Here is a 13952-nt window from a genome sequence, read left to right as displayed (position 1 = left end):
GATACCTTTTATGCGGACAAGCATAGAGGCATGACCGTGGGATGATACAGGGGTAATAAAAGACATGCGGCGATTTAAGCCTAAAAAAATGAAATGTCAAAGCTGCATTGCAGCGTTATGTTCATGATTTTTATCAATTCCCTGGCCCGAAGCGCGGGCAGGATTCTACGGTAAACGCCCAAATGTGAAAAGCCTATGAAGAAGAGATGAACGACCTGTTGTTTTTGCTCAATAGACAGCGGCGATTCAGGTAATCTGTGTGGCCGCGCAAATAAGAGTCGCCTTCCGGTGTTTGGAGCAAGGCCCCGATGAACCAATACGCGCCGCACGACTGGCAGCCCCACGAGCGCCCCAGCCTGCCCGGATCGCCGTCGACGCCGTTGCATTCCACGCCCAGGCGCTGGGCCTATGCCATGGTCGGACTGCTGGTGGCCTTGACCGGTGGCCTCGGCAATTCGCTGGTGATCGCCAATTTGCCGTACCTGCAAGGCGCCCTGGGCTCGACCACGGCGGAGATCGCCTGGTTGCCGGCGGCCTATGTCATGACCAATGTCTCGATGAACCTGTTGCTGGTGAAATTTCGCCAGCAATTCGGCTTGCGAGCCTTCACCGAGGTGTTCCTGGTGCTCTATGCGCTGGTGACCTTCGGCCATCTGTTCGTCAATGACCTGAGTTCGGCGATTGCCGTGCGTGCGGCCCACGGAATGGTGGGCGCGGCCCTGAGTTCCCTGGGCCTGTATTACATGATCCAGGCTTTTCCGGCGAAATGGCGGCTCAAGGCCCTGGTGCTGGGGCTGGGCACCTCGCAGTTGGCGCTGCCCCTGGCCCGGCTGTTTTCCGAGGACCTGCTGCAGATCGCCGAGTGGCGCGGGCTGTATCTGTTCGAGCTGGGACTGGCCCTGGCGGCCCTGGGCTGCGTGTTCCTGCTCAAGCTGCCGCCGGGCGATCGCTTCAAGACCTTTGAAAAACTCGATTTCCTGACCTTCGCCATCCTCGCTACCGGCGTGGCGCTGCTCTGCGCGGTGCTGTCCCTGGGGCGGATCGACTGGTGGCTGGAAGCGCCCTGGATCGGCATCGCCTCGGCGGCCTCGATCGTGCTGATCCTCGCCGGGCTGGCAATTGAACACAACCGCAGCAACCCGATGCTGATGACCCGCTGGCTGGGCAGCGGGGCGATGATCCGCCTGGGGCTGGCGGTGATCCTGATCCGCATGGTGCTCTCGGAGCAGTCCACCGGCGCGGTGGGCTTTCTCCAGGCCTTGAACATGGGCAGCGAACAGATGCGCAGCCTCTATGGGGTGATGCTGCTGGGCAGCATCGCCGGATTGGCGGTCAGTGCCCTGACCATTCACCCCGATCACCTGCTCAAGCCGCTGATCATTTCCCTGGCGCTGATGGCGGTCGGCTCGTCCATGGACAGCTTTTCCAACAACCTGACGCGTCCGGCCAATATGTACGCCAGTCAGTTCCTGCTGGCCTTCGGCGGGACCTTTTTCCTCGGCCCGACCATGGCCCTGGGCACCCGCAATGTGGTGACCAACCCGCGCAACCTGGTGAGCTTTTCGGTGTTGTTCGGGATCTGCAACAATCTCGGCGGCTTGATCGGCTCCGCGTTGCTGGGGACCTTCCAGGTGGCAAGGGAGAAATTCCACTCCAGCAGTATCGTCGAACACCTGACGCTGATCGATCCGCAGGTCGCCGCACGCCTGCAAAGCAGCAGCGCGGCCTATGCCGGGGTGATTTTCGACCCGTCGGCGCGCACCACCCAGGGCATGCAGGCGCTGGCCGCGTCGGCGACCCGCGAAGCGAATATCCTGGCCTATAACGATGTGTTCATGCTGATTGCGGTGATCGCGGTCCTGACCATGCTGTGGATCTTCGCCCGCAGCCTGTGGTTGCTCAGCATGAACAGGAAGATTGCCCGCAACGCCCCGTCTCCCACTCTCACCAGCGGTGCCCCTTCACGATGAGCGAACCTGCGACCACGACCAATGCCATTGCCGCCACCCCCGAAGGGGTCACCCCGGCCGGCGCTTCGTCCACCGAACCAAGGTCCCTGGGGGTGCGGATCGTCTCGTCCCTGGGCTTTGCCGCGATTGCCCTCACCGGTGTGCTGATCGTGTTGTATGCCTGGCAACTGCCGCCGTTCGGCAGCGCCATCGAAAGCACCGAGAATGCCCTGGTGCGCGGACAGGTGACGTTGATCGGTCCGCAGCTCAGCGGCTATGTGTACGAAGTGCCGGTGCAGGACTTCCAGTTCGTCAAGGCCGGCGACCTGCTGGTGCGCCTCGACGACCGTATCTATAAGCAGCGACTGGACCAGGCCCTGGCCCAACTGGACGTGCAGAAGGCCGCCCTGGCCAACAACCTGCAGCAGCGCCGTAGCGCCGAGGCAACCATTGCCCAGCGCCAGGCGGCCCTCGACAACAGCCGGGCCCAGGTGCTCAAGAGCAGCGCCGACCTCAAGCGCAACGAAGCGCTGATCGCCGATGGCTCGGTGTCCCGGCGTGAACTCGACGTGACCCGTGCCGACCATGCCCAGACGGACGCGGCGGTGGCCCAGGCGAAGGCGGCGCTGGATATTTCCCGTCAGGACCTGCAAACCGTGTTGGTCAATCGCGGTTCACTGGAGGCGGCGGTGACCAACGCCGAGGCCGCGGTGGAGCTGGCGCGGATCGACTTGTCGAATACCCGGATCACCGCTCCCCGGGACGGCCAACTGGGGCAGATCGGCGTGCGCCTGGGGGCGTATGTGAACTCCGGCGCGCAGTTGATGGCCCTGGTGCCGGATCGGCACTGGGTGATCGCCAATATGAAGGAAACCCAGATGGCGGATGTGCGGGTGGGGCAGGCGGCGAGTTTTACCGTCGATGCCCTCAACCATCGTCGTTTCTCTGGCCGGGTACAGCGTATTGCCCCGGCGACCGGCTCGGAGTTCAGCCTGCTGCAGGCCGATAACGCCACCGGCAACTTCGTCAAGATCGCCCAGCGGGTGCCGGTACGGATCATCGTCGACCCGGGGCAGGAGGAGATCGACCGGCTGCGCCCGGGGCTGTCGGTGGTGGTGAGTATCGATACCGCCAGTCAGGTCCAGCCTGTGGAGCCTGACTGACAGGCTATCAGGGGCGCTGCTTATCCATCGCCTCGACCAGGGCATCGATGCGTTGCAGATGCTCGCGGTTGTCATGGTCCCAGGGATGGAAGCCAGGCTTGAAGTAATCCAGCCAGGGCAGGGCGATACGCGGGAACACACCGTGGCGGCCGAACAGGTACTTGAGCATGGACCAGCAACCTTTGAGCGGATGACCGGCCTTGCGGTCGGCGATCAGCAGGCGCACATGAAAGTCGAACACCACCAGCCAGAACATCAGCGTGGTGCTTAGCATGCTGCCGACACGGATGAGGTAGCGCCCCGGTCCCGGCTTGAGCGCGGCATTCCACACATCGAAGGCCACTGACTTGTGCTCGGTCTCCTCCAGCGCATGCCACATCCACATCTGCCGATAACCCTCGACCGAGTCGCCGAAGCGGCTCGGGTCGCGCAACATCAGATCAGCGAGCATTGCGGTGTAATGCTCCAGGGCAATGGTGATGCCCAGGTTGAAGGCGGGCGGGAAGTGCTTTTTCTGGAAGTCGAGGATTATCCGCAACCGTCGATCGAGCTTGTGCGCCGGCAGGCCGGCGGCTTGCAGCATGTCGTTGTAGCGCAAGTGCTCGCGGCTGTGCATGGCTTCCTGGCCGATGAAACCCTGGATCTGGCGCTTGAGCTCGGGGTCGTGCACCCGATCCCGGTAATGGCGCACGCTGTCCATGAAGAACAGTTCGCCGGAGGGAAACAGCAAGGACAGGGCATTGAAGAAATGCGTGACCCACGGGCCCTGGGCATGCCAGTCCTTGGCACGCTCGGCGGGCAGGTCGACACGGACATCACGGCGTACAGGCAGCATGGCTGGCACTCCTTTCAATTGAGACCGCCGGCGTCACTGGCGTCGGGCCGGGTCTTGCGTTTGCCCGAGGGCGACATGCGTCGGGTGACGAACACCACCAGGGCCTGATAGGCGCTGGGCAGCAGGCGCACCAGCAGATCCAGGGCATGGGCGTCGCGGCCGATCAGCACCCGTCGACGGTTTCTTCGCACGCCGTGCAGGATCGTCCGGGCCGCCTGGTCGGCATCGGTGATAAAGAGTTTCTCGAAATCCGCCCGGGCCTGTTCATCGTTGTCGATCAGCAGGCCCTTGACGTTGTCACTGATCCGGCTGGAACGGGCGATATCGGTCTTGATGCCGCCAGGGTGCACGCAGGTGGCCGAGACACCGATGTCCATCAGGTCGAGTTCCTGGCGCAAGGACTCGGTAAAGCCGCGCACGGCGAACTTGCTGGCGTTGTAGGCGCTCATCCCCGGTTGGGCGAACAAGCCGAACACGCTGGAGGTGTTGATGATATGGCCGTGGCCGGTCTGCCTGAGGTAAGGCAGGAAGGCCTGGGTGCCATGGACCACGCCCCAGAAATTGATCCCGACGATCCAGTCGAGGTCTTCCTGGCTCATGCCTTCGATGGTACTCGACAGGGCCACCCCGGCATTATTGAACACCAGGTTGACGCCGCCATGCTCGGCCGCCGTGGCGGCCGCCCAGTCGAACAGAGCCTGGCGTTCGGCGACATCGAGGACCCGGGTGGTGATGCGCAGCGGTAGTAGCGCGGCGGCCCGGGCCAGTTCCAGGGTCTGTGCCAGGCCCTGGGGATTCTTGTCCGCCAGGGCCAGGTGGCAACCTTCGCGGGCCAGGGCAATGGCCAGGGCGCGGCCCATGCCGGCACCGGCCCCGGTAATGGCGGCGACTTTACCGTCGAAGGTCTTCATGGGTGGCCTCCGGGGGATCGGGCTTGAACGGGAGCCGGTTCCGGGCTTGGGGATATCCGGGCAGAAACCTTGTAATCGCCGAGCTGGAAATGACGCGTGACCTGACGGAAACGCCAGGTCGAGCCGGGCCAGAGGGTGGTGTTCTTGCCGGTGCGCGGGTCCAGGTACCAGCTGCGACAGCCGCCGGTTGACCAGATAGCGCGCTGGAGCTGCTGCTGAAGCCGCTCGTTGTAGCGACTTTCCACTTCGGGCCTGATCTCCAGGGTCTCGATCCACTGGCTGCGCATTTGCGCAAGGGCCTGAAGGATATAGGTGACCTGGGCCTCGATCATCAGGATCATCGAGTTGTGCCCCAACCCGGTGTTCGGGCCGATGATCATGAAGAAGTTCGGGTAGCCCGGCAGGCAGCTACCCAGGTAGGCATGGGCGCCGTCGGCCCAGGCATCGAGCACGTCGAGGCCGTTGCGTCCGATGATCAGGCCCCGGGGCAGGGGTTCGGTGGCCTGGAAGCCGGTACCGAAGATCAGGCAGTCGACGGGGTGGCGGACACCGTCGGCGGTGACCACGGCATCGGTCTCGACCCGCGTGACCGCCTGGCTGACCACTTTCACGTGGCTGCGCGCCAGCGCCGGATAGTAGTCGTTGGAAATCAGGATGCGCTTGCAACCGATGGTGTAGTCGGGCGTCAGGGTCTTGCGCAATGTTGGCGCGGCCACCTGGCGGTGCAGATGGCGTACGGCAATTTTCTGTACCAGCTTCATCAACTTCGGATAGCGGGCGAAGGCAATCACCCGGCTTTCCAGGGCCCAGTAGATGGCCGAGCGGGCCAGGCGCTGGGTAAAGGGCAGGTGTCGGAACAACCAGCGTTCGGCCGTCGACAATTCGCGATCCGGCTTGGGCAGGATCCAGGGTGGCGTGCGCTGGAACAGGCTCAGGTGCGCCACCCTCGGGGCGATCCGCGGCACGAACTGGATGGCGCTGGCCCCGGTGCCGATCACCGCGACCCGTTTGCCTTCCAGTGCATAAGCATGATCCCAGTGCTGGGAATGGAAGCTTTTGCCCTGGAAGTCCGCCAGCCCCGGAATATCCGGCAGCGCGGGACGCGAGAGCCCACCCATGCCGGAAATCAGCACCCGTGCCGACAGCTGGCGTCCGTTGGCAAAGCTCAGGGCCCAGCGCTGTCGGCTTTCGTCGAACACTGCGCGGCTCAGGGTCATGTCGAAATGCAGGTGGGGAGTGACACCGAAATCCTTCGCGCAACGCTCAAGATAGGCACGGATTTCCGCCTGCGGTGCAAATTGCCGGCTCCAGTGCGGATTGGGCGCGAAAGAGAAGGAGTAGACATGCGACTGCACATCACAGGCGCAGCCGGGGTAGTGGTTGTCGCGCCAGGTGCCGCCCAGGCTGTCGGCCCGTTCGGCGACGAAGAAGTCGCTGATGCCGGCCTGTTTCAAGCGAATGGCCATGCACAATCCGGCAAAACCGGCGCCGATGATCGCAATATCAACGGCTTCGCCATCTGGCGGGGGTGACGAGTACGCATTCATGGTGTGTACCTCGATTGTGGCAACGCCTGCCGATGATTGGCGGCGCTGGATGAGTCCTCAGCATTGCATATTTAAATTAAATGTTTTAAAAAATAATTTAAATAACTTACCTGAAAATATCGCCTACGCTAGTGTTCTGCCGAACCCTGGCGACTCATCCGACCGATGGGCCTGTTTATCAGGTGTAGGCGATTCTCGAGGTGGCAGCCAATCCCGGCGCCGCGCCTTGGGCAGGGATGCAAGGGGCGAGCAATGGGATGGGGCGTTGGGGTTGCACTTTTTGCGGCGGCAAATGCCGCGCTATGGGCCATCAGCTCACGGATCAACCGGAGCATCGAAGCCGCAGTGCCCGCCGAGGGGCGTTTTATCGAGGTGGGCGGCGAATGGATTCATTATGTGGATGAGGGCAGCGGCCCGGCCCTGGTGATGATCCATGGACTATCCGGCTGTGGACGCAACCTCACCTATGCCTTGTCGCCGCGTCTGCGCGAACAGTTCCGCGTGATTACCCTGGACCGTCCCGGTTCCGGCTATTCTTCCCGTCACTCGGGTGCCGAGGTTGATATCCCTGCGCAGGCCAGGCTGATCGCCGAATTCATCGGCAAATTGGACCTCGATCGCCCGCTGGTACTCGGACATTCCCTCGGTGGCGCCTTGGCGCTGTCCCTGGCGCTGGATCATCCGCAGTCGGTTAGCGGCCTGGTGCTGGTAGCCCCCTTGACCCATCCCCAACCCCTCCTGCCTCCGGTGTTTCTGTCATTGGGGGTGAGGCCGGCATTCTTGCGCCGCTGGTTTGCGCGGGTCCTGGCCACACCCATCGGGATGCTCGGGCGCAAGGCCCTGATCAGGGCAGTGTTCGCTCCCGAGCCGGCGCCCACTGATTTTGCCGAGCGCGGCGGCGGATTGCTGGGCATGCGCAGCGATAACTTCTATTGCGCCTCCAGCGAGATCGCCACGGTGAACAACGACCTCCCGGATATGGTCAGGCGCTATCCCTCCCTCAAGCTGCCGGTGGGCCTGATCTATGGCTCCAAGGACCGCGTACTGAATTACCGCAAGCAAGGCGAATCGATGCTCGGCAAGCTGCCAGGTCTGTCCCTGGAGATTGTCGAAGGGGCTGGACATATGTTGCCGGTCACCGCCGTGGAGCCGGTGGTCGAGCTGGTCCGCAGCATCGCCCTGCGGGCAAAACCGCAAGCCGGGCTCGCCGTGGATCAGGCAACCCCGGTGCTGGGGGCTTCCTGAGCGAGCGGCTGGCAGGTTGATCCAGCGCGACGTGACGACATTCAACATTCGATAAAAAAATAGTTGACGAGCTAACGAAATCGGGCTAAATATTTAAAAAAATGTTTTGAATGTTTTTTTTAAAAGTGCAATTGAGCGATTAAAATAATGAAAATAACGCTTTCTGACGCATTTGCTTTCTCCCTGCCTGCCCATCAGTCGGATGCGCGGCCGTGTGCTGTTGTGATCCTGCGGAGGCTGCCATGAGCGCTTCGCTGGCGGCACCCGGGATCTGGACCGACGGCAAGCGGCATCTGTGGTGGCTTGGTGCTTTGCCAATGGCCACGCCACTCTTGTCCGGCCTGTTCGCCCTTACCACCGGCATCCAGTCCTTGTGGTGGAGCGGGGTGCTGGTGATCTTCGGGTTGATCCCGATGATCGACGGCCTGTTCGGCGAAGACCGCAACAATCCACCGGAAACCATGGTTCCGGATCTTGAGAAACAGACCTACTACCGTTGGATCATCTACACCTGCGTGGCCCTGGTCACCCTGTCGATGATCAGCACCGCCTGGCTGGCGGCGGGCGGCATCGACTGGTTGATCGGCGGTGGCCTGCTGCGGCTCGGCGAGGCGTGGTCGTTGCACGGTGGGCTGGCGAGCCTGATGGCCTATATCACCGAGCGCGCCCAGGTGCACGGCAGCGTCGGTGCCTTCACCTACCTGGGCATGGCAATGTCCACCGGGGCCGCCACCGGGATCGCCATCAACATTGCCCATGAGCTGGGACACAAGACCCGGCCACTGGAGCAGTTCCTGGCGAAGTTGTCCCTGGCGCCGACCTTCTATGGCCACTTCTTCGTCGAGCACAATCGCGGCCATCACGTGCGGGTTGCCACCCCGGAAGACCCGGCCAGCTCGCGACTGGGAGAAAGTTTCTGGCGCTTCCTGCCGCGCTCGGTCTACCACAGCCTGCGTTCGGCCTGGCACCTGGAGCGTGATCGGCTGGGCAAGCTCGGGCTGCCGGCCCTGCACTGGAAAAACACCGTGCTCGGCGCCTGGATGTTCAGCGTGGTGATGTGGGGCGGCTTGATCCTCTGGCTGGGCAGCGCGGTAATTCCCTTCCTGCTGATCCAGGGGATCTACGGGTTCTCGTTGCTGGAAGTGGTGAACTATGTCGAACACTACGGCCTGTTGCGCCAGCAGTTACCCAATGGCCGTTATGAGCGCTGTTCGCCACGGCACTCCTGGAACAGTAATCGGATTGTCACCAATATCTTTCTCTTTCAACTTCAGCGGCATTCCGATCACCATGCTTACCCGACACGCAGTTATCAGGCCTTGCGTCACTTCGATGAATCGCCGCAACTGCCATACGGTTACGCAAGTATGATTGTCTGGGCCTATGTACCGTTTCTCTGGCGGCGGCTGATGGATCACCGGGTATTGGCGCACTATGAGGGCAATGTGCGGCTGGCCAACTTGCAACCTTCCAGACGCTTGGAATTATTAAGGCGCTACGGCACTCGTCACACTGATTGAATAGAACCATTGAATAACATGCCCATTTTTCAAAGTGCGCATGGCGGGAAGACTCACGCCAAGATTGGCGAAGGGGGCCCGGATGGAAGATGAAGTTGCTCCATAAAACAACAATAAAGACCAGGAAGGACGTCAGCCATGCATTCAATTCTATTAGCTTTTCGGGTACTTGCGGTACTGCTGGGTTTTTCGGCCGTGGCCCCGGCGTTTGCCGCCGCGCGGATGGAACCGGCCAATAGCGAGTTCAGCGCCAAGGGCCCGATCAGTTTTGCCAAGAGCATCATCAATGCCGACTGCACCATTGAAGTCAGCGGCCGGATCAGCGCCGACGGCAGTTATGCCAGTGTCGAGAAGGTCGGTTTCGACGGTGGCCTGAAGTGCGGTCAGGTCGAGGCCACGCACTTGCCCTGGAAGCTGGTGGCCAGGGACGAGGGCAGCGGCTCGATGTCCGGTATCCAGGTCACGGTGCACGCCCCCTTTGTCGGTGGTGATTGCGGGCCGACCACGGCAACCGGCACCTGGAACAACAGCAGCGGAAAACTCCAGGCGGCGGATGTGGCATTGGACGGCGGCTGCACCATCAAGACGGTATCGATCCAGATGCCGCCGAACTTTCGGGTTGTGCCCTGAATGGAATAACCCGTTATTGGACGGCTGTTAAAAAGTTATACAGCGGATTTTGAAAGTTTGGCTGGAAAAGGAAGCTCGGTCGCTGTTGCTGTCGTGGTACTCCGTGTTGTCCGTTAAAGGCCATTATCCCCGGCGAAATGAATCGCCATAACATGTGAGGAATAACAACAATGAAAGGCATCAAAACTCTCGTATCGTTCACTGCCATTGCTGTCTGCTTAGGCGCGGCATCCATGGTCAACGCGGCAACCATTACTCCGGTGAATACCACCTTCAGCGCTCCTGGCACCATTACGGTGAAATCCCCGGCGTCGTTCAACCTGCCAGTGACCTGCAACATCACCTTCACCGGCAAAACCGCCGCTGACGGCTCCTCGGCGTCGATTACCGCGGCCACTGTCAGCGGCTCCAACTCCCTGTGCGGTGTGCCGGTGATGCAGAACCTGCCCTGGACGCTGACACCGACCAGCACCAGCACCGCAACGGTGGCCGGTGTCAGCTTCAGTGTCATTTCGAACTGCGGCACCGCGACGATCAACACCAACTATGGTGGCGGCGCGCTGACCGTTCCAAGTGCACAGGCCGTGGGCAGTTGCAGCATCACTGCGCTCAACGTCGCACCGAGCCCGACCTTCGTTATCACCAACCCTTGAGGTTGGGTTGAGAACAACGTGCTGATCACTCGTTGATAAGACCGGCGCCTCCTCGGAGGCGTCTGTTGAGTGCTGGTGGGCGGGGATGTGACCTGTTGCGGTTGATAATAATAAGGAGTGGGGCATGAATAACAAGAAACAACAATTGCACGTTGCTATCGCACTGGCTGTTTTGGGTGGCTTGGTGACGGCAGGGCCTGTTCAGGCCGGTGGTTTTTCGACACCCACCTACGGTGCACCGGGCTGGGGGCGTGCTTTCGGTGGTGGCTCGCTGTTCAAGAACGACCCAAGCGCTGCCTACAACAACCCCGCGGCCATGGCGTTCATTGATCAGAGTGTTGGACAGTTCACGGTCGACTATGCGCGTATCAAACTGAAGTATACGGGGACCGCCACCGACTATCAGGGCAATCCTGCCTCGCAGACCCCCGTGGATGCCAATGGTATTCCCGGCGACCCTGTGCCCCTGACCGGCGATGGTGGTCAAGGCGGTTTTACGGCCTGGGTTCCAACCGGGTTCCTGGTCGTACCGATCAACGATCGTTTTGCTTTTGGCCTGAGCCAGGTGGTTCCCCAGGGGATGCGCAGTACCTGGGACGAAGACTGGAAAGGTCGTGACTTTGCCGTGGATACCAAGATCGAGACCGTGGGGCTCACCGGCTCGTTGTCGTTCAAGGTCAACGACGCCTTTTCGGTGGGCGCCGGCGCTATCGTGCAACACACCAATGGGTTCGTCAGCCAGAACCTCAACCTGACTGGCGCGGCGGCCTTGTCCCCGGGCCTGGGGGGCATTCCGTTCCCATCGGGCGTCGGCTCGAACCTGATGCGTGTCAAGGTGGATAACACTTCGGTCGGCTGGTTTGCCGGGGTCGAGTGGAAGCCGACTGATCGTGACTCTCTGGGACTGAATTATCACGCCAAGATCAAGAACAAGCTGGAGGGTAAATACAATATCTACGCCGATGCGCTCGGTAGGCAGTACACCACCCTACCGGTGGGGCCCAACGGTCAGACGCTGGTTGGACTGGCCTATCCCGGGCTCAGTCTCAATCCGGACGGTGCCAACGCCAGTACCCAGCTGGATATCCCCGCCACGGCCGGCCTGGACTGGGTACACGTCTTCAACGACCGTTTCACCCTGGGCGTCAGTGCGACCTGGACCCAGTGGTCGTCCTTCCAGGACCTGACGCTGAAGTCCAATGGAAATCTCATTGTCTCCATTCCTTATAACTACAAGGACACCATGATGTACTCGGTGGGCGGTGACTATCGGTTCACTGATCGTCTGACCCTGCGCGCGGGTGTGGCTTTCGACGAGACTCCGACCCGCAATTCGACCCGCGATCCGCGCATCCCGGACAACAACCGCTGGTTCACTTCCCTGGGCTTTGGTTATGAGGTCAAGGAAATACCGGGGTTGAGCGTCGACGGGGCCTATTCGCACCAGTTTGTGAAAGACGCTCCGATCAATACCCAGAACGTAGATCGCCTGGGTGGCTCGACCCTGAATGGCAAGGTGGAAGCTTCCGGCGATGTGGTCAGTCTGTCGACAACCTATAAGTTCTGATAAGAAGTTGCGGCGGCTGTGACCGATCAAATGCTTTGAAAACACCGCTTAACTGTAGGAGCGAGGCTTGCCCGCGAAGCTTTTGGCGTCCTTAAAGACGCCATCGCCGGCAAGCCGGCTCCTGCTCGATTGCGACGAATAACGCGCATTTAAACTTAACTCACGCATCGAACCGGTAGACTCATGCGTTAAACTGATCAATCAGTTTCCGACGAGTAAGCCCGGTGGCCATCAACTTCGATTTGAACGACTTGCAGGCCTTCCGCGCCGTGGTCGAGCAGGGCAGTTTTCGCAAGGCGGCCCAGGCCATCAATATTTCCCAGCCGGCGTTGAGCCGACGTGTCGACAAACTTGAGGAAGCTCTCGGTGTCCGGCTGTTCGAACGCACCACCCGGCGGGTCAGCCTGACCCAGGTGGGCCGGGCATTCGCGCCGACCGTGGAGCGTTTGCTGGACGATCTCGACCTCGCACTGCTGGGCATCACCGACGTGGCCTCGACCCGGCTCGGGCATGTCACGGTGGCGTGTGTGCCGTCGGCGGCCTATTACTTCATGCCCAAGGTGGTGGCTCACTATCACCGGCAATATCCGAAGATCAAGGTCAAGGTGCTCGACTCCAGCGCCAATGACGTGCATGCCGCCGTACTCAGTGGCGAAGCGGATTTCGGCTTGAGTTTCACCGGCAACCTGCAGGCGGAAATCGAATTCGAGTTATTGGTCGAGGAGCGTTATGTCGTGGCCTGTCGCCGCGATCATCCGCTGGCCGGGCGGGCCAGCGTGACCTGGACCGAGTTGTACCAGCAGGACTACATCAGCCTCGACAAGACCTCGGGCAATCGCTTCCTGCTCGACCAGGCGCTGGTGGGGATCGAGGCGCAGAAACCAGGGGTCTGTGAAACCCGGCACGTCACCACCATGATCGGTCTGGTGGAGGCCGGATTGGGGATCGCGGCGGTGCCGACCATGGCGATGCCAGTGGGCGACGAGCATCCGATTCTCACCAGTGTGCCGTTGGTCGAGCCGGAGGTGATGCGCAAGGTCGGCTTGCTCAAGCGCCGGGGACGGGTGCTGACCCCGGCGGCGCGGGAGCTGGAGCGGCTGATTGTCGAGATGAAACTGCCGCATACCAGCGGATCCTGAGCAAGCCGGATCGTGATCAATGAAGAACGGAATCCAGCCCGGTGGCCTTCACGGTGGCTTGGGCGGCCGGAGCGGCGAGGTATTCAAGCAGGGCCTTGGCCTGTGCCGGATGCTCGGCCCCCACCGGGATCCCGGCGGCAAAACGTGTCACCGACTGCACTGATTCCGGGATCTTGCCGACATAGGTCACCCCTGGCACCGGCAGCAGTTCGCTGACCTGCTGGAAGCCCAGTTGAAAGTCACCGGTTGCCACCACCGAGGCCACCGGGATCTTCGGCACCATGGTTGCCTTGGGCTTGAGCTGCGTTTCGATGCCCAGGCGCTTGAACAACTGATCCTGGATATACACGCCGCTGGCACTGTCGGAGTAGGCCACGGACTTGGCCTTGAGCAGCGTGTCTTTCAGTTCGGCTTCGGTGCCGATGGCCGGTTTGGCACTGCCTGCGCGTACCACCAGGCCGATCCGCGAATCAGCCAGCTCGACCCGCGAGCCGGGCAGGACCTTGCCTTGCTTGATCAACTCGTCGAGGGCGTAGCCGACCATGATCACTACATCGGCCTTTTCACCGCGTTCCAGCCGGTTGGGAATGGCTTCCGGGGCCTTGCCCATGGACGGGCCGAGAACGGTATCGAGGGTGTTGCCGCTGTCGGCGGCGAATTTCGGGCCGAGGAGCTTGTAGGCGGCGGTGAAGCCGCCGGAGGTCATCACACGGATTTCCTCGGCCTGGGCCGCGATGCTCGCCAGGCTCAGGCTGCCGAGCAGGGCAAGTTTGAGAAACACTGATTTCATTGG

At 61.4% G+C, this 13952-nt stretch carries 12 protein-coding genes; 8 read left to right on the top strand and 4 right to left on the bottom strand.

Annotated elements, in window-relative coordinates; all coding sequences use genetic code 11:
- Positions 1 to 308: 308 nt before the first annotated feature.
- Both HX830_RS04335 and HX830_RS04330 read left to right on the top strand, forming a co-directional pair.
- The gene (locus tag HX830_RS04335) at positions 309 to 1970 is read left to right on the top strand and encodes an MFS transporter (protein ID WP_177099076.1); all 1662 of its coding nucleotides are present in this window, start codon (positions 309 to 311) and stop codon (positions 1968 to 1970) included.
- Positions 1967 to 3112, top strand: a complete 1146-nt coding sequence (locus HX830_RS04330; RefSeq protein ID WP_177099075.1) for an HlyD family secretion protein — start codon at positions 1967 to 1969, stop codon at positions 3110 to 3112. Before HX830_RS04335 ends, HX830_RS04330 begins: the two co-directional genes overlap by 4 nt.
- A gap of 7 nt (positions 3113 to 3119) precedes the next feature.
- On the opposite strand, the gene HX830_RS04325 is transcribed toward HX830_RS04330, so the two are convergent.
- Genes HX830_RS04325 through HX830_RS04315 form a run of 3 tightly spaced genes read right to left on the bottom strand, consistent with a single transcriptional unit; the run spans position 3120 to position 6405 of the window.
- The gene (locus HX830_RS04325; protein WP_152739719.1) at positions 3120 to 3947 is read right to left on the bottom strand and encodes a metal-dependent hydrolase; all 828 of its coding nucleotides are present in this window, start codon (positions 3945 to 3947) and stop codon (positions 3120 to 3122) included.
- A 14-nt stretch (positions 3948 to 3961) separates the two neighbouring features.
- Positions 3962 to 4858, bottom strand: coding sequence for an SDR family NAD(P)-dependent oxidoreductase (locus HX830_RS04320; RefSeq protein ID WP_177099074.1), 897 nt, complete (start codon positions 4856 to 4858; stop codon positions 3962 to 3964).
- Complete coding sequence (locus HX830_RS04315) at positions 4855 to 6405, bottom strand: flavin-containing monooxygenase (protein ID WP_177099073.1); 1551 nt, start codon at positions 6403 to 6405, stop codon at positions 4855 to 4857. The genes HX830_RS04320 and HX830_RS04315 overlap by 4 nt, the downstream gene beginning before the upstream one ends.
- Before the next feature lie 252 nt (positions 6406 to 6657).
- Between HX830_RS04315 and HX830_RS04310 the strand changes: the two genes are divergently transcribed.
- The 6 genes from HX830_RS04310 to HX830_RS04285 all read left to right on the top strand — a co-directional run bounded on the left by HX830_RS04310 (position 6658) and on the right by HX830_RS04285 (position 13159).
- Positions 6658 to 7650, top strand: coding sequence for an alpha/beta fold hydrolase (locus HX830_RS04310; RefSeq protein WP_177099072.1), 993 nt, complete (start codon positions 6658 to 6660; stop codon positions 7648 to 7650).
- Between the two features lie 242 nt (positions 7651 to 7892).
- The gene (locus HX830_RS04305; RefSeq protein ID WP_177099071.1) at positions 7893 to 9170 is read left to right on the top strand and encodes an alkane 1-monooxygenase; all 1278 of its coding nucleotides are present in this window, start codon (positions 7893 to 7895) and stop codon (positions 9168 to 9170) included.
- 138 nt (positions 9171 to 9308) lie between these two features.
- Positions 9309 to 9800, top strand: a complete 492-nt coding sequence (gene praA, locus HX830_RS04300; RefSeq protein WP_103495143.1) for an alkane oxidation protein activator PraA — start codon at positions 9309 to 9311, stop codon at positions 9798 to 9800.
- Positions 9801 to 9970: 170 nt separating this feature from the next.
- Entirely contained in the window at positions 9971 to 10453 is a 483-nt protein-coding gene (gene praB, locus HX830_RS04295; protein ID WP_100943342.1) for an alkane oxidation protein activator PraB, read from the top strand.
- A 124-nt stretch (positions 10454 to 10577) separates the two neighbouring features.
- Positions 10578 to 12020, top strand: coding sequence for an outer membrane protein transport protein (locus tag HX830_RS04290; protein WP_177099070.1), 1443 nt, complete (start codon positions 10578 to 10580; stop codon positions 12018 to 12020).
- A gap of 224 nt (positions 12021 to 12244) precedes the next feature.
- Positions 12245 to 13159 carry a LysR family transcriptional regulator gene (locus HX830_RS04285; protein WP_103495146.1) on the top strand — a complete coding sequence of 305 codons (915 nt, stop codon included), beginning with the start codon at positions 12245 to 12247 and terminating at the stop codon, positions 13157 to 13159.
- 16 nt (positions 13160 to 13175) lie between these two features.
- Here HX830_RS04285 and HX830_RS04280 read toward each other — a convergent pair whose 3' ends face one another.
- Complete coding sequence (locus HX830_RS04280; RefSeq protein ID WP_103495147.1) at positions 13176 to 13949, bottom strand: substrate-binding domain-containing protein; 774 nt, start codon at positions 13947 to 13949, stop codon at positions 13176 to 13178.
- Positions 13950 to 13952: the final 3 nt, after the last annotated feature.

It is taken from the genome of Pseudomonas gingeri (assembly GCF_013385425.1).
Classification (GTDB): domain Bacteria; phylum Pseudomonadota; class Gammaproteobacteria; order Pseudomonadales; family Pseudomonadaceae; genus Aquipseudomonas; species Aquipseudomonas gingeri_D.
This window is presented reverse-complemented; position numbering and strand designations above follow the sequence as displayed.